This is a genomic window from Waddliaceae bacterium (genome assembly GCA_018694295.1).
Lineage (GTDB): Bacteria > Chlamydiota > Chlamydiia > Chlamydiales > JABHNK01 > JABHNK01.
This window is the reverse complement of sequence record JABHNK010000017.1, coordinates 1-17,790: the sequence shown is the minus strand read 5'-3', so window position 1 is coordinate 17,790 and position 17,790 is coordinate 1. Positions and strand designations below refer to the sequence as shown.

At 46.1% G+C, this 17,790-nt stretch carries 8 protein-coding genes and 3 rRNA genes; 2 read left to right on the top strand and 9 right to left on the bottom strand.

Going from position 1 to position 17,790, the window contains the following annotated elements:
- Window positions 1–3 precede the first annotated feature (3 nt).
- The 4 genes from HN980_01860 to HN980_01845 form a co-directional block, all read right to left on the bottom strand.
- Window positions 4–1,041 carry a hypothetical protein gene (locus tag HN980_01860; GenBank protein MBT6928227.1) on the bottom strand — a complete coding sequence of 346 codons (1,038 nt, stop codon included), beginning with the start codon at window positions 1,039–1,041 and terminating at the stop codon, window positions 4–6.
- A 113-nt stretch (window positions 1,042–1,154) separates the two neighbouring features.
- Complete coding sequence (locus HN980_01855) at window positions 1,155–4,268, bottom strand: isoleucine--tRNA ligase (protein ID MBT6928226.1); 3,114 nt, start codon at window positions 4,266–4,268, stop codon at window positions 1,155–1,157.
- A gap of 70 nt (window positions 4,269–4,338) precedes the next feature.
- Window positions 4,339–5,307, bottom strand: coding sequence for an ABC transporter substrate-binding protein (locus tag HN980_01850; GenBank protein ID MBT6928225.1), 969 nt, complete (start codon window positions 5,305–5,307; stop codon window positions 4,339–4,341).
- Between the two features lie 102 nt (window positions 5,308–5,409).
- Window positions 5,410–5,550, bottom strand: a complete 141-nt coding sequence (locus HN980_01845; GenBank protein MBT6928224.1) for a hypothetical protein — start codon at window positions 5,548–5,550, stop codon at window positions 5,410–5,412.
- A gap of 360 nt (window positions 5,551–5,910) precedes the next feature.
- Between HN980_01845 and HN980_01840 the strand changes: the two genes are divergently transcribed.
- Window positions 5,911–8,940: a glutamate dehydrogenase gene (locus HN980_01840; GenBank protein MBT6928223.1), complete on the top strand. Its 3,030-nt coding sequence runs from the start codon at window positions 5,911–5,913 to the stop codon at window positions 8,938–8,940.
- 114 nt (window positions 8,941–9,054) lie between these two features.
- The gene (locus HN980_01835) at window positions 9,055–10,419 is read left to right on the top strand and encodes an MFS transporter (protein ID MBT6928222.1); all 1,365 of its coding nucleotides are present in this window, start codon (window positions 9,055–9,057) and stop codon (window positions 10,417–10,419) included.
- On the opposite strand, the gene HN980_01830 is transcribed toward HN980_01835, so the two are convergent.
- From HN980_01830 to HN980_01810, 5 genes are all read right to left on the bottom strand, one after another.
- Window positions 10,400–11,788: a tetratricopeptide repeat protein gene (locus tag HN980_01830; GenBank protein ID MBT6928221.1), complete on the bottom strand. Its 1,389-nt coding sequence runs from the start codon at window positions 11,786–11,788 to the stop codon at window positions 10,400–10,402. The genes HN980_01835 and HN980_01830 overlap by 20 nt on opposite strands.
- Window positions 11,789–11,798: 10 nt before the next feature.
- On the bottom strand, window positions 11,799–12,464 hold the full coding sequence (locus HN980_01825; GenBank protein ID MBT6928220.1) for a hypothetical protein: 666 nt from the start codon (window positions 12,462–12,464) through the stop codon (window positions 11,799–11,801).
- A gap of 173 nt (window positions 12,465–12,637) precedes the next feature.
- Window positions 12,638–12,752, bottom strand: a 5S ribosomal RNA gene (rrf, locus tag HN980_01820).
- Between the two features lie 164 nt (window positions 12,753–12,916).
- Window positions 12,917–15,875 (bottom strand): 23S ribosomal RNA (locus HN980_01815).
- Between the two features lie 348 nt (window positions 15,876–16,223).
- A 16S ribosomal RNA gene (locus HN980_01810) occupies window positions 16,224–17,782 on the bottom strand.
- The 16S, 23S and 5S rRNA genes sit together here, the layout of an rRNA operon.
- Window positions 17,783–17,790 lie beyond the last annotated feature (8 nt).

The window sequence follows — 17,790 nt, the reverse complement described above, 5'->3', positions numbered from 1 at the left end:
CTATCATGGTATATAGACATCTGCGATGACGGGCATATGGTCTGAGGGGAAGTGTCCGCCGACTTTTGCTGGCTCTACTGCGTGTGCGATGACTTCGACTTTGTTGTTGATGTATATATGGTCGAGGATAACGCCTGGAGTCCCTATTCCGCGGAAAGGTATCACTGTCTTATCTTTTTCTTCGCTGGTGAACGTTGATATCGGCCCTACGTGTCCGAATTTCGCGACTTTCATCGCGTCTTTCATTGTCTTACGTGTTATTATCCTATCGATGAGGTCGCCATCGTAGAAAGGAAGGCTTTCGATATCGGGTCTGAATGGGAAGGAGTTGAAGTCTCCAGTAAGTATTATTGGTTCTTCGTGTGGGAAACTTTCTATGAAGTCTGAGATGAAGTGTGCGGAGTATTCTCTGGAGTCTGTGCTATAGAAGGCGAGGTGAGTGTTTATTATTACGAGGATTTTTTTTGTCTTAATATCGCGGAACTTACATACCGTGAGGAACTGCATCTGGTCGTAAGGGTCTCTGCTTGGGATGTCTGGGGTCTTTGAGATGAAGATGACCTTACCTTCGAGGAGGTCGTAGCGGCTTTTTTTGTAGAAGACACCATTTACCATACCTTCGTTGAGGCCATCGTGGGAGTCTCTGCCGTAGAAGGCGTAGGTATCGCCGATAAGGGCCATCAGGTCATCGGCCTGTCCTTGGAAGATCTCTTGGCTTCCGATGATGTCGGGGTTTATGACGTCGACAATTTTTGCTACGCGGTGGTAGCGTTTTTTCCAATGGTGTGCTTTATCGAGGGTATCTTCGCATATATTGAAGAGCATATTATAGGTGATGACACGGAGCTTCTCATCTTTATGGATTATCATCCTATTGATTTCGTCGAGCTGTGTTCTGGTGAGTTTCCCTATAGGGACGTTGCCTTTCTGTACGCGCTCGAACTGCGGCATTATCGATCCTTCTACGGAGACGCGCTTTTTCCGTATTGCGAAAGCTGCCAATGACAATGCTATTGCGATAACGACTATTACGTAGATCATGGGTTATATGCCTACATTTGTTATTACTCTTATATATAGCCTCTTCAAGAAATTTGTTGCTAGTAAATAAAAAAGGTCAGGGTCATCTCTATCCTACACGCCAAACGCTATAACTATACGCTATTTATGGCGATAGTAGTATTTTCGCCGTTGATATCCCATGGTGTTCCGGTACATTCTTTGAAGTCGACGTGTGTTGCGAGGACTTCGTTTGTGATATACTCTTTATGTACATCGAAGGCCTTTTTTACGGTATCTGTCGTATGTATTGTTATTTGTATCCTATCGCTGACGTGAAGTTTCGCGTCTCTTCTCATTGTGTTGATCTTATTAACGACTTCTCGTGCTATACCTTCGACGATGAGAGCTTCATCGAGTTCTGTCTCTAGTACGATGGTGATATCTCCGGCGTTTGCCGCTACCATCCCTTCGCGAACGTTACGTTCTACAGAGACTTCTTCGGCGGTGAGGGTATATTCTTCTCCGTCGAGGTTTATTGTTACGTTTCCGCCGTCGAGGATAGTCTGGCATTGTTCTTTGTTGAGGGATGCTATCTCTTTCTGTGCTTGTTTCATAAGTTTCCCTAGCTTACGTCCCAATACGGCGAAGTTCGGTTTTACTATGAGGTTAACGAACTTCTCTTCTTCGCTGCTGAATATCACGTCTTTTACGTTTAGCTCATCGGCGATGAGGTGTTTCTGGTGTTTTAGGAATGCCAAGACTTCGACGTCGTTAGAGACGACGTTTACTGCAGCGAGCGGCTGTCGAACTTTAAGTTTATGTTGTTTCCTTAGGCTATGGCCGAGTTTCACTGTCTGCAGGACGAGTTCCATCTCTTTTTCGAGTTTTGTATCGCGGCTGTCGTTATGTTGTTCTGGGTAGTCGCATAGGTGTACTGATGTTGGCATAGCGTCGGTGCGAAGATTTCTGAAGATATCTTCTGTTATGAATGGGATGAAAGGCGCTGCGACTTTCGTCAGCTCAAGGAGGACGGTGTATAGCGTAGAGAATGCTTCGTCACGGTCTGGTGTTCGTTTTTCTTCCCAGAAGCGTCTTCTGCTGCGACGTATGTACCAGTTTGTTATCTTATCGACGAAGCCTACCAGCGGTTCTACTGCGTTGTTTAGGTCGTAATCTCCCATCCCATCTTCGACGTCTTTTACGAGCTTATGCAGCGACGACAGTATCCATCTATCGATCTCTGTGTTTGGCTTTTTGTAGTCTTTTTCTGGGTCCCATGAATATATTTTGGCGTATGTCACGAAGAAGCTGTATGCATTCCACAGTGGTATCATCACCTGTCTCATGACGAGTTCTACGCCTTGTTCTGAGAAGCGCAGGTCGTCGCCACGGACGGCGGGGCTATGGAGCATATACAGTCGTATTGCGTCGGCGCCATATTTATTGATGACGATGCTTGGCTCCGGGTAGTTTTTCAGTCGTTTTGACATCTTATTGCCATCTTCAGCGAGGAGGATGCCGTTGACGATAACGTTTTTGAAGGCGGGCTTATCGAATAGTGCTGCTGACAGGACTGTTAGCGTATAGAACCATCCGCGTGTTTGGTCTAGGCCTTCGGCGATGAAGTCTGCGGGGAACGTTTTCTCTACGAGTTCTTTATTTTCGAAGGGGTAGTGATTTTGTGCGTATGGCATTGCTCCCGATTCGAACCAACAGTCGAAGACTTCTGATATGCGGCTATATTCTTTGCCGTCTTTCGTGAAAGTTATATCGTCGATGTAGTGTCTGTGCAGATCTGTTATCTTCTGCCCTGACAGTTTCTCTAGCTCTTCTATGCTTCCTATGACAATGATATCTTCTTCGTCATCGCTACGCCATATTGGTATCGGCGTTCCCCAATATCTATTACGGCTCACTGCCCAGTCTCTTGCACCTTCGAGCCATTTGCCGAAGCGTCCCTTTTTAAGGTGTCCTGGCGTCCAGTGTGTCTGTTCGTTTGCTGTGAGGAGCTTATCTTTTATCTTTTCTACGCCGATATACCACGATCTCATAGCACGATATACCAGTGGCGTATCTGATCTCCAACAGAATGGGTAACGGTGTCGTATTGTTTTGTGTGTGACGACGCGATTTTCTGCTTTCAGACGTTTTATTATATCTTTGTCGGCATCTTTTACAAACATCCCGGTGTATTCTGGGATTTTGTCTGTGAACTTTCCGTTGTTGTCGACGGGGCATACCAGAGCGATATCTTCGCGCATGCATGCGTAGAAGTCTACCTCACCGAAAGCTGGTGCGGTATGGACGATGCCGGTGCCGTCTTCTGTACTTACGAAGTCATCGGTGATAACACGGAAGGCGCCTTCTTCGCCTCTTTCTTTGAAGTAATCGAATAGCGGGATATATTTTTTTCCTTTGAGGTCTTCGCCGTAGAAGGTTTCTATTATGGTATAGTCTTCTTCGTTTTTATAGTATGCGCTGAGGCGCTCTTTCGCGAGGATGTAGTATGCGTCTTTGTCTTTGTCGTGGACTTTTACATATTCGATTTCAGCGCTGACGGTAGCGGCGAGGTTGCTTATAAGCGTCCATGGCGTCGTCGTCCATGCCAGCAGTGATGTTTTGGGGTCGTCGACGAGAGGCAGTGTTATTGTCAGTGAAGGGTCATCGACTTCTTTGTAGTTCTCCCCTGCTTCGAAGTTCGACAGTGGCGTCCCTAGTTTCGCCGAGAACGGCATAACCTTAAAGCCTTCGTATACAAGGCCTTGGTCGTACAGGTTTTTGAACACCCACCATAGTGTCTCCATGAAGGTTATATCCATGGTATGGTATGTGTGGTTGAAGTCTACCCATCGTCCCATGCGTTCTACGGTGTTCTGCCATTCTTTGGTATAGCGAAGGACGATGCTGCGGCATTCCTCGTTGAACTTGGCGATGCCGAAGTCTTCTATAGCGTCGGCGCCAGCAAGGTCGTAGGCTTTCTCTATCTCATTCTCTACGGGCAGTCCGTGGCAGTCCCATCCGAACCTTCGTGGCACGTGATATCCCTTCATCGTCTTATATCGTGGGACGACGTCTTTTATTGTCCCTGCGAGGAGGTGTCCGTAGTGTGGAAGCCCTGTGGCGAAGGGAGGTCCGTCGTAGAATGAGAAGGTGTTCTTCTCGTCGCGCTGTGCTATCGACTCCTCGAATATCTTGTTATCTTCCCAGAATTTCTGCGTCTTCTCTTCGCGTGCAGCAAAGGGCTCTTTTGAAACATCTTCAAACATAGTATTTTTTTGTACCTAATTATTTTTCTTTTCTTGTGTAGTATGCCCTAAGAATCTCGAAAAATCAATGTTATTTCACTATCATCCCGCTCTTCTCAATCTCTTCGGTGGTGGCGATGCCCATCTCCGTAACATGTGCTGCATTAACGAAAAATCCCGCTCTTTCGGGCATTTCCACCGACATCTCGTCGGGATTTCTTCCTACCATTAGGACTTCTAGGGCGACTTGTGCTGTCTTTGCGCCTAGTTCTTTATAGTCGACACTCGTTGCTGCCAAGGCGCCATCTTCTATCGTACCCATATCGCAGGCTATTACTGGCACGCCATATTCCAGTGCTTTAGCAGCGAACGTATGCATTATAGAGGTGAGAAGGTTATCTGCGGGGATGAGTATAGCGTCGACGTATGACGACACCTCTTCGACCTTCATCGTGATGTCTCCTTTATTGGAGACTTCGACTTCGAAGACATTTAATCCTTTTCTTTCGAGTTCCTGGCGCATCTCGTCTACCATGATACAGGAGTTTGTCTCTTTTGGGTTGTACATCAATGCAACATTATGCACTCCGGGGATAAGCTCACGGACCATGGCGATATGTTTTACGATATCGGTTTTATCGCTCATCCCACAAACGTTACTGCCGTCGTAGAGGATGCCAAGGTCTTCGGGCTTTGATATTGCTGCGACGAAGACAGGGCGCTTTTTCTCTATACATGCTATGCTCTGCAATGCTGGCGTCGCTATGGCATATATGGCGTCGAGGGTTTTGTCTTCGTGGAAACGTTCTGCTATAGCACGCGTTTCTTCTTCGGAGCCTTCGGCGTTCTCTATAACGAATGTTATGGTGTCGCCGACCTGCCGATGAATCTCTTCGATGAAACCTTCGCGGGCTTTATCAAGAGAATTTGTTGTTGTCGTCTGTATTATTCCGATAATCTTTTGCTGCGAATTGCCTTTGCTGTCTTTATAAAAAAGTACTGCGCTTACAACCAATGCTATTATCATTATCATCGCTATCGCTATGCTGTTTCTCTTCATCGTTCTTCCCTCGTATCCCTACTTTTTGCTATAGATAATAAAAAAACCCCGGTCACTCCTTTCGGAGGCCGGGGTTTTACTTTTTCGCTTTTTATCAGCTTATCATACCACCCCGGCGACCTTTTTTAATCGTATAATGACAATATTGCCAAGGTCGAAATCATTGGCGGCAAGAAGCGCTAAAGGCTGTGGTGCCTTCACCTGTAACATCTCATAATATGCTGTCGCTGCGCTTTTTGACATCGTTTTTTCTTTATTTGTAAAAATGTTAGTATATCATATCGATTTTTGTTCTGCAATATCTTATTTCTGATTGCAGCCTATTAACTGATGTCACGCACTAAGCCCTCTTACCCAACGCTATGGCGCTAAAGAAAAGATTCTGGGTCAATCAGGTTGCACTTTCATCACAGATGTGGTAATGTCAAAATAATTTATTATGAATATTGTAAGGATATATCTATGAAGCCAACAAAAAATGCTATGCCAAATAATATTGAAGAAGACTATATCAACGACGTCCCTCTTGAGGAGCTACAGAACAAGGAGTCTATTGATGATATCAGCGACCGCGATCAGATATCTTCTTCATACGAAACTCTTATGGAGGCTATTGTTGAAGAGAGCGAGAAGTTCCAGGAGTATTATCTATGGCTTGAGAAGAACATGCCAGCGTCGTTCTTTAAGAACGTCGATAAAGAAAACATTATGCTTATCGCCCATAGTCTTATGGGCTTTAATTTACAGAACTATTTCTCCGAGATAAACCTCCCTCATGCTGCTATAGTGATATGCTGTGACGATCCTGACTCAGACCTCAAGATTTTAAAAGACTATCGTCAGTATGGCATAAAGAACTACAGGACGTTTGTCTCTTTGAACCCCCTTGACATCGCCGGCGTCGATAAACACCTTCGCATTGGCATCTTACATTTCACTGAAGCTCGTTCTGAGGGACGCGAACAGTATCCTTTAGAGCTCAAAGAAGAGCTTAAGCGGCGCGTCAAGGAGCGCAACCCTTCTGTCGATGATGCCGAGTTAGACGCTCTCATCAAAGGTATAAACTCCCGTTTCCTTAAATCTCTGAGGCCTTCGCGTCTGGTCCTTGCTCTCGACATGTTTTTCCGTGCGAAGACCAGCGACATGTGTCAATGTGAGGTACGGTACAATGAAGACTGGAAAGAGAAAGACCTCCCTTCTATGCAGATAATGTTCGCCTGGAAAAACACGCCGAAGTACAACTTCTTATATCGTCTTGCTCATATTATCAACAGGCACAATCTTGTCATACAGCGTACCAATGCCACATACGTCTCTTCTAATGGTGACGACACCATCCTCGTCATGGGTATCGCTCTTCATGGCCGCGACAACAAAGCTGCGTGGGATGTTGCGGACATCACCGACTTCCTTCGTGAGTTTGTTACTGCGAAATTTTTCCCTGACGACGATAGTATTGACAGCGTCTTCGTCGCTTCTGGGCTAATTTCTGGTAATATGGGCAATGCTCTACGTATTATGCATACCTTCGTCCACCAGGCTCTTGTCCATGTCGATGCAAATCTATATACCTATGCCAATGTCGAAGAAGCCTTATGCCGCCATACTGAGCTTACCACTCTACTCCTTGAGTGTTTCGCGTTGAAGTTCGACCCCGCTACTGTCAATGCCACAGCATTCGTCAAAAAAAGGGAAGAGGTTCTTTCTCTTATCGAAGACCTCGATTCTGGGCAGGCCATCAACGACGTACGACGTAAGAATGTCCTTAAGATGGCGATGAGTTTCATCAGCAACACTCTTAAGACAAACTTCTATCTCAGCAACAAATCGGCGATAAGTTTCCGTGTCGACCCTCATTATCTCGACGACATCCCTTTCGACAGGGCGTCGAAGTTCCCTGAGCTTCCTTATGGTATTTTCTTCGTCAAGGGCATGCATTTCTTTGGCTTCCAGATACGTTTCAAGGATCTTTCTCGTGGAGGTCTTAGGACTGTTTTACCGCAGAGACAAGAGCAGATGCTTGTCGAGCGCGACAATATTTTCACAGAGTGCTACAACCTTGCCTATACTCAGCACAAGAAAAACAAAGACATCCCTGAGGGAGGTTCTAAAGGTATAATTTTCTTGAAACCTTTCAAGCAGCTAGACCTCGAGGAGAAGATCCTCAAGGGAGAGCTCCGTGCTGCTCATATTTCTAACGAAGAGGTCGAGAAGTCTTTATCGGCGTTCCACAGCAAGCAGAAGCTCGAATATTTATACCATGCGCAGCGTTCTTTTATCGAAAGTTTTCTTTCTATAATAAACTGTGACGACAATGAAGCTCTTCGCGCCGACAATATCATCGACTACTGGAAGAGACCAGAATATATATACTTAGGTCCTGACGAGAACATGCACAACAACGTCATAGAGTGGATAGCTGCGACTAGCAAGGCTGTGGAATACAAGCCTGGCGGTTCTTTTATCAGCAGCAAGCCTAGCGTTGGCATCAACCATAAGGAATATGGTGTAACATCTCTTGGCGTCAACACGTATATGCACGAAGTCTTGAAATATATGGACATCGACCCTGAGGTTGAGACTTTCACGGTAAAGATCTCTGGAGGCCCTGACGGCGACGTTGCCGGCAACCAGATATACAATCTATACAAATATTACCGTGACACTGCTAAGCTCATCGCCCTAACCGACGGTTCTGGTACGATAAAAGACGAGGGAGGCCTTGACCTAGAGGTCCTTGTCGGCCTTTTCAAAGAGGGCAAGCCTATAAACTGCTATCCTCCCGAGAAGCTTTCTGATGGAGGCTTTCTTCTCGACAAAAACACTACCCGTGACGAGTCGTCTTTCGTCAAGCAGACGCTATGCTGGAAGAAGAAAGGCGGTAATGTCGTCGAAGACTGGCTTTCTGGCAGTGCCATGAACAGTCTTTACCGTAACAATGTACATTCTATTTATGCTGACGTCTTCATCCCTGCGGGTGGGAGGCCAAGGACATTAGATGCTACGAACTACAAAGCTTTCCTCGACAAAGACGGCAAGCCTACTGCTAGGGCTATCATCGAGGGTGCGAACTTATATCTCACTCCTGAGGCACGCCGTGAGCTTGAGAAGCTTGGCACTATAATAATAAAAGACAGTTCTGCCAACAAAGGTGGTGTGATATGTTCTTCGTTCGAGGTACTTTGTGGTCTTGCTTTAGGAGAAGAGCTTTTCATGAAAAATAAAAAAGCTCTCGTCGCCGAGATCCTCGAGATCCTCAAAGGCGTCGCTTGTGACGAGGCGCTTCTTATGCTCGACATCTACAAAAAGAGTGACATGTTCCTTACCGATATCTCTGATAAGATCTCGGCGAATATCAACATGTACACATACCAGATCCTTGACTATCTCGAGAAGATCCCTCTCTCTAAAGACCCTAAGGACCCCTTTGTGAAGTGCTTCCTTAACTACTGCCCGAAGACACTGCAGAAGAAATTCCAGAAGCAGCTTCTTGATGAGATCCCCGACGCACATAAAAAGGCGATAATAGCATGCCGCATAGGGTCGCGTATCGTCTACGAATGGGGTCTCGACTGGGCTCCTAGCATCGTCGACGTCCTTCCTATAGTATGCCGTAACGAAGACATTATTTAATAGCGTATAGGAAGAGCGTATAGCGGATAGTTTGAGTTCGGAAAAGATTGACAATATTGATTAATTTAGTATAATATAATCTTCATGCATCAATAATATCATCGAGGATGAAGCATGAACTATTTTCTTAAATTACTGAAGCCTGCCCCCCATAAAACCGAGATTGCCGACGAAGATGTTCTTAACAAAACATTCCGTTATTGGCGTATCCGCATTTTATATACGATGTTCTTTGGTTATGCCGTCTTTTACTTCACTCGCATGACTTTTACTTTTGCTATGCCTGAGTTAAAGCCTCTTGGTTTTGACGAGGTTGGTTTGGGTTGGATTCTCACTATCGGACAGATAAGCTATGGTATGAGCAGATTTTTTAGTGGCATTCTTGCTGACAGGTCGAATCCCCGATATCTTATGGCTATAGGTCTTATGATTACCGGTGTGATAAACATTTTATTTGGGTTATCAACATCTTTGGTTCTCTTCATGGTATTCTGGGGCATCAACGGCTGGTTTCAGGGGTGGGGTTCTGCTCCGTGTCATCGTCTTATAACCCACTGGTATTCTCCCAATGAGCGTGGACGTTGGTGGGGCGTATGGAATACTGCTCATAACATAGGTGCTGCTCTTATACCATTCTTAGCGGTTTTCCTTATAAGCCGTAGTGGTTGGAGACTTTCGATGTATGTCCCCGGGATTATCGCCATCGTTGTTTCTTTGTTCATCATAAATCGCCTTCGTGACACGCCACAATCTTTGGGGTTGCCTCCTGTTGAGAAATGGCGTAACGACACTTCTGCTCCTCCGATACGTGGTGTTGAAAGGGAGCTTTCTACTAAAGAGATCTTATTCCAGTATGTTCTTACTAATAGGTATATATGGCTGTTAGCGGTGTCGTATTTCATGGTATATATCGTCAGGTGGGCGGTGATATCATGGTCGTATCTTTTCCTCGTCAACTCACAAGGATACAGCCATTGGCTTGCGGCGTTCTGTTTCTTTGGGTTTGAATTCGGAGGTTTCTTCGGTGGTATGCTGGCGGGGTGGTTATCTGATGTCGTCTTCAAAGGTCGTCGCGGCCCTGTCAATGCGATCTTTATGATAGCAATCGTCCCTGCGGTGTTATTTTTCTGGTATGTTTCTAGTTATGCAAGCATGGCGATACTGACAACGGCGGCGATGGGTCTATTAGGGTTTTTCATCTACGGCCCGCAGATGCTTCTTTCTGTCGCTGCGACGGAATTGTCGCATAAAAAATCTGCTGCTACTGCTGCGGGTTTTATGGGTGTCATTGCCTATGTCGGCAGTGCCATGACGGGAGGTCCTCTTGGACATATTATCAGGGACTTCGGATGGAACTATTATTTCATAATAATTACTGTTGCTAGCGTAGCAGGATCGTTGTGTGTTTTACCTCTGTGGTCGGTAACGAAGGCGCCGGAGAGAAAGAAAAAATCCGATTCTATTCCGAGCCCTGTGTAGCAAAGTATTCTTCCATCTTTAGCTCGTCCCATGCTGCTTTATATGCAGCCACTATTTCGTCAGGGATTTGTATGCCGCCTGCAGGTATTATTTTTCCTGCATTCTTATGATATTGTTCTACAGCAGCTCGTGAATATCCATATTCCAAAATCCGTCGTGCTGCTGTTTCTTTTCCTTTTGTTTTGTATAGGCAGCGCGCCAAGCCGATGATAGCATGGTCGTCATGACGATCTCCCATGGCTTCTATAGCCTCTTTAAATAGCGGTGCTGCTACATCATATTTCTTCATTTTTAAATAAAGTGCTGCTAGCTCTGCTTTATATTCTCCTGCTTCCCGTGGATTATTCTGCACTAGAGATTCTAATATTTTTGCCGCCTCTTTAAACTTTCCTTGTCTCTTATATTCTTTTGCCGTGGCATAAATGCCTTCTTGTTTTTCGAGACGTCTTTTCGGCTGAGATTCTATATTGATAGTTCCTAAAAGCCCCTGTTTCGCATCTTCCCATTTGCCTTTTTCTACTATGAAATCACACTCTATTAAATCTATTTGTTGTTCTCCGATAGCTTCTGGCGGTAGCGCTAACGGTTCTAGAGAACTTCCTTCTTCTACTATATTTGGCGCTGAAGGGCTTGGATAATTTCCTTCTACTACTATATTATAATAAGTGTTTTGCTGTTGTGGCCTATCGTATCTTCTACTGCCGCCACCACCAAAGAGAAGATATCCATCGATGAGACCGCTAGAATATCCTCCTCCTGTATTCCGCCGTGGAGGGGGCGATTTTCTTAGCCTAGGTACTTTTTTTCTCTCTTGTACTTCTCGTTTTATTTCTCCTGCCGTTATCACCAAGGCGGCGGCAATTACTGCTGCCACCACTATTTTCAGAGAAATCTTCCACCCTTTCTTTGTAGGCTCGAGTATCTCTTCTTTCCTTTCTTTAGGCTTGCCTGCTTGGACATAGTTGATGCGTGCTGCTATCAGTCCTGTAAGACCACCTACAGGCAAAGCTCCCAGCCCCACAGCGCCTAATACCGTCCAACCTACTGGTGTCAATATCGATGCTGTCACCAAGCCCACGCCGACGGCCAGTGCCGTGATTCCTGCTACAGAAGAAGCGATAGTACCTGTGATGGGTGCTGCGATCTGCGTCCATCGTGCTTTTTTAATAATGCTTGCCTTTCTTTCTTCTTGTGCTTGTTGATGATGCTCATGTCGTTGCACGTGTTCGGCAGAGAGCTGCTTTCTGATGACATTCAACACCGGAACCTGTTGTAACGGTTGTGAATATACAGAACCGGAGCCGCTCACAGAATTTGACGGTGTACCATCTTGTCGATAAACATTATCACTGGGTATTTGTCCGCTCATTTTTTGCCTCCTAAAGAGAATTTTTAAATGTTGTTGCTTCTTTGATGAACGCTGTTGCGTTGCCACGCTCTTGTGCTTCTTCTATTGCGAGCGTTAGCACCGTCATAGCTTCGTGGGTGTTACCCATTTTCGCCATACAGCGCGCACAACATATCAGTGGTGAAAGGTCTTCGTCATATTCTATTGCCATCATATATGCCATTACTGCCGAGGGATATTCTTCTAACGCTTCTTCGCTGAGACCAAGGGCGTACCAAAATCCTTGGATTGTATTATGAAGAGTTGTTAGCAATAAAAAGACATCTGCGGCTTTAGAGAAATTTTTCTCATCATAATGTCTCGATGCGCATTCGTAGAATGCCATCATCTCGTCATCATTAAAGCCTATATCATATTGCTGCTGTCCATTGTCGGTTATTTTTGTGAAGATATCTTCGTGGATTTTATGCCGTGATAGCAATGTTTCTGTTATTGGGTCTTCTTTCAGGATTTCCATCGCTGAGGCTATACGGTCGCGATACGTGTCAAAGTTGGCAATTGCTTTATCGAGAAAGGCACTCTTTTTATCGGCCTCTAAAGAGTTCTCTTCGTCGATAACGTCTACGAACTTATCGAGAAAATCCTGTACTTCTGCTTTTGCTTCTTGTTCTATCGTCTTAAGTTGTACATTCTCCATATCTCACATTACCTCCATGAATTTACGTTTGTTGTCTTCATTAAAGGGCAATCAGTTGTTATATACAACAAATTTTAACACACACAAAAAAAAAGCGTGGACTCGTATTGAATCCACGCAAAAAAACGGCAAAAAAAAGGCGCGGACTCATATTGAATCCGCGCAAAAAAAAAGCTTAGCGACGACCTACTCTCCCACGCTCTTGTGCGCAGTACCATCGGCGATGAAAGACTTAACTTCCGAGTTCGGGATGGGATCGGGTGTACCTCTTTCTCTATCGTCACCAAGCAAAAGAAGAAAGTGCTTATAGATAAGCGGCAGTATATTTAATACCACCTTTCAGTAACAAACGTTTTACCATTCACTGATAATAAACGGCTCTTGAGAAAAGCATATCGTATGCTTTCTCTTAACATATACAAGAGATGACGTTATGTCATTTCTTATAACAAAATAAAGATTAAGTCAATCGACCGATTAGTACTGGTCAGCTGAACACATTGCTGTGCTTACACCTCCAGCCTATCTACCATGTAATCTTCATGGGGTCTCATGGGATACCTTATCTTAAGGGAGGCTTGGCGTTTAGATGCTTTCAACGCTTATCCTTTCCAAACATAGCTACTCGGCAATGCCCTTGGCAGAACAACCGATACACCATTGGTTTGTCCACTTCGGTCCTCTCGTACTAGAAGCAGCTCCTTTCAAGTATCCTACGCCTGCAGCAGATAGGGACCAAACTGTCTCACGACGTTTTGAACCCAGCTCGCGTACCGCTTTAATTGGCGAACAGCCAAACCCTTGGGACCTTCTTCAGCCCCAGGATGCGATGAGCCGACATCGAGGTGCCAAACCGCCACGTCGATATGAACTCTTGGTGGCGATAAGCCTGTTATCCCCGGAGTACCTTTTATCCGTTGAGCGACGGCGATTCCACTTTCCACCGCCGGATCACTAAGTCCGACTTTCGTCTCTGCTCGACTTGTTGGTCTCGCAGTCAACTTACCTTATACCTTTGCGCTCTACTCGTGATTGCCAACCACGATGAGGTAAGCTTTGAACTCCTCCGTTACTTTTTAGGAGGATACCGCCCCAGTAAAACTGCCCGTCTGACAATGTCCGACCCCCGGATTCACGGGGTATCGTTAGATTTCCGAACTGACAAAACCGGTATTTCAAGGGTGATTCCACAACGCCTGACGACGCCACTTCATTATCTCCCGGTTATCCTACATATGACAGTTCAAAAGCCAATATCAGAGTACAGTAAAGGTTCACGGGGTCTTTCCGTCCCGCTGCAGGTAAACGGCATCTTCACCGCTACTACAATTTCACCGGGTCTCTTGTTGAGACAGCGCCCAGATCGTTATGCCATTCGTGCAGGTCGGAACTTACCCGACAAGGAATTTCGCTACCTTAGGACCGTTATAGTTACGGCCGCCATTCACCAGGGCTTAAATTCGAAGCTTCGCACCCGAGGGTGCTAACATCTCCTTTTGACCTTTTGGCATTGGGCAGGCATCACACCATATACTGCGTCTTATCGACTTTGCATAGTGCTGTGTTTTTGATAAACAGTCGCCTGGGCCATTTCTCTGCGGCCACCTAACGCTCATGCTGCTAGAGCAATCACACTAGATGGCTTCCCTTCTCCCTAAGTTACAGGAACAATTTGCCGAGTTCCTTAACAAGAGTTCTCCCGCGCGCCTGAGAATATTCTTCCCACCTACCTGTGTCGGTTTACGGTACGGTCATCATCGACAGTTAGAGATTATTTCTTGGAAGCATTGCGCTATACCATCGGTTCACCGTGAGGCTCCCCTTGAGATCCACCTGGCCTTACGTCGACGGATTTACCTATCGACCAGCCTCATGGACCTACGGACACTTCCTATCGTCCGCGTATTTAACGTACTTCGTCATCCCATCACTATAGTCTTAGATGGCACAGGAATATTTAACCTGTTTCCCATCGTCTACGCCTATTCGGCCTCGACTTAGGAGCCGGCTAACCCAGGGAAGACGAGCTTTACCCTGGAAACCTTAGGTTTTCGGCGAGGAGGATTCTCACCTCCTTTATCGTTACTCATGCCACGCATAATCACTAGTATGCTCTCCACTACTCCTCACGGTATAGCTTCAACGTGCATACTACGCTCTCCTACCACGCAGAATAACTTAATATTCTGCATCCATGATTTCGGTTCTATGCTTAGTCCCGTATATTATCGGCGCAAAGTCTCTCGATTGGTGAGCTGTTACGCACTCTTTAAATGATGGCTGCCTCTAAGCCAACATCCCAACTGTCTTTGAAACTTCACTTCCTTACTCACTTAGCATAGAATTTGGGACCTTAATCGATGGTCTGGGCTGTTCCCCTCTCGACAATGAAGCTTATCCCCCACTGTCTATCTCCCGAAGTATAACATCCTGGTATTCGGAGTTTGGTTCCCTTTGGTAGGCCGGTAGGCCCCCGCGTGGATCCAGTGCTCTACCCCCAGGATTAAACCTTCGAGGCTAACCCTAAAGTTATTTCGGAGAGAACAAGATATTTCCGAGTTTGATTGGCCTTTCACCCCTATCCACAGCTCATCCAAACATTTTTCAACATGTACTGGTTCGGTCCTCCACAAGGTTTTACCCGTGCTTCAACCTGGCCATGGATAGATCACTCGGTTTCGTGTCTACATCATATGACTTATCGCGCTATTCACACTTGCTTTCGCTTCGGCTCCGGAACGTCGTCCCTTAACCTTGCCATATAACGTAACTCGCTGGCTCATCATACAAAAGGCACGCCATCAGCCATTATCTTCCGAAGAAGATCATAGGCCTCTGACCGCTTGTAAGCTCTTGGTTTCAGATTCTATTTCACTCCCCTAACAGGGGTTCTTTTCACCTTTCCTTCACAGTACTAGTTCACTATCGGTCATCGAAGAGTATTTAGCCTTAGAGGGTGGTCCCCCTAGATTCAGTCCGGGTTTCACGTGTCCAGACCTACTCAGGTGCCGACCCTGCCATTTCACTTTTTCGCCTACGGGACTATCACCCTATATTGTCACTCTTTCCAGAGTTGTTCGGCTAAAGATCCATGTTCCTTTGGTCGGTCCTACAACCCCGCGGCCAAAGACCACGGTTTGGGCTCTTCCCAGTTCGCTCGCCGCTACTACGGGAATCTCGGTTGATTTCTCTTCCTCTGCTTACTAAGATGTCTCAATTCAGCAGGTATAGCTTCCGTATCCTATGTATTCAGATACGGATGACGGGTTATTACTCCCGCCGGGTTGCCCCATTCGGATTCCTTCGGGTCGTAGCTATTTTCCAGCTCGCCGAAGCTTTTCGCAGGTAAACGCGTCCTTCTTCGCCTTTCGATGCCAAGGCATCCACCAAAAGCTCTTAATAACTTAACCAAAAAAATTAAATAATTTTTGTAGTTAAGATGAGCATTACGATATTTTTTGTTGAGTTCTGTTTCCAGAACTCATTTTGCTTTCTCAAGCGCCGTTTATTGCCAGTGAATCGAAGACATATGTCTTCAATTCATCTAATAAAATTGTAAGTAGCACAATCATGAAGATTGTGCCGTTTATTACTTTACTTATCTATAAGCTCTTTCAAGATATCATTGTCATGTTCTAAGACATGACTATGCGCCAAATATTTTGGCAGCGTAAAAGAGACGATATACTTATTGTGTTTTCAAGACGTGAGCCCGTTCAATCTAGATAGATACTCTTAAAAGTATCATCTTGTCCTTAAAAAGGAGGTGATCCAGCCCCACCTTCCGATAGGGCTACCTTGTTACGACTTCATCCTAGTCATCAGCCTCACCTTCGGCGCCTCTCTCCTTGCGGTTGAGTCAGCGACTTCGGGAAAGACCAACTTCCATGATGTGACGGGCGGTGTGTACAAGACCCGGGAACGTATTCACGACGTTATTGCTGACACGTCATTACTAGCAATTCCAACTTCATGCAGTCGAGTTGCAGACTGCAATCCGAACTAAGATCGGCTTTGGGGATTTGCTCCACCTCGCGGCTTCGCTGCCTTTTGTACCGACCATTGTAGCACGTGTGTAGCCCCAGACATAAGGGCCATGCTGACTTGACCTCATCCTCACCTTCCTCCTAGTTAACCTAGGCAGTCTCGTTAGAGTTCCCACCATTACGTGCTGGCAACTAACGATAAGGGTTGCGCTCGTTGCTGGACTTAACCAAACATCTCACGACACGAGCTGACGACAGCCATGCAGCACCTGTCTCTGTGCTCCCGAAGGCACTGTCTAATCTCTTAGACGTTCACAGGATGTCAAACCCAGGTAAGGTTCTTCGCGTTGCGTCGAATTAAACCACATGCTCCACCGCTTGTGCGGGCCCCCGTCAATTCCTTTGAGTTTTAGTCTTGCGACCGTACTCCCCAGGCGGTTCACTTAATGCGTTAGCTTGGGCACATCAGATTTTAATATCCGACACACCTAGTGAACATCGTTTACTGCGTGGACTACCAGGGTATCTAATCCTGTTCGCTACCCACGCCTTCGCGCCTCAGCGTCAGTATCGGTCCAGAAAGCTGCCTTCGCCATCGGTGTTCCTCCTGATATCTACGAATTTCACCTCTACACCAGGAATTCCGCTTTCCTCTCCCGTACTCAAGTCTTGCTGTTTCAAATGCACGTCCAGGGTTGAGCCCTGGGCTTTCACATCTGACCGACAAGACCGCCTACGCGCCCTTTACGCCCAATAATTCCGAATAACGCTTGCACCCCCCGTATTACCGCGGCTGCTGGCACGGAGTTAGCCGGTGCTTCCTCTACAGGTACCGTCAATACAAGTTCCTATTGGAAACTCATAATTTCTTCCCTGTCGACAGAGCTTTACGACCCAAAGGCCTTCTTCACTCACGCGGCGTTGCTGCGTCAGGGTTTCCCCCATTGCGCAAAATCCCTCACTGCTGCCTCCCGTAGGAGTCTGGACCGTGTACCAGTTCCAGTGTGGCTGATCATCCTCTCAGACCAGCTAACCATCGTCGTCTTGGTAGGCCTTTACCCTGCCAACTAACTAATGGTCCGCAAACTCATCTCCAATCAATTGCTTTCAGGAAGAGGCAATCTTTCATAAATTAACTTGTGTCAATAAACTTTATCCGGTATTAGCCATCCTTTCGAATAGTTATCCCAGGCTTGAAGGTAGATTATCTACGTGTTACTCACCCGTGCGCCACTCTACTCAGGATTGCAAGCAATCCCTTTCTCGTTCGACTTGCATGTGTTAAGCACGCCGCCAGCGTTCATTCTGAGCCAGGATCAAACTCTCCAGTTATAATCCTT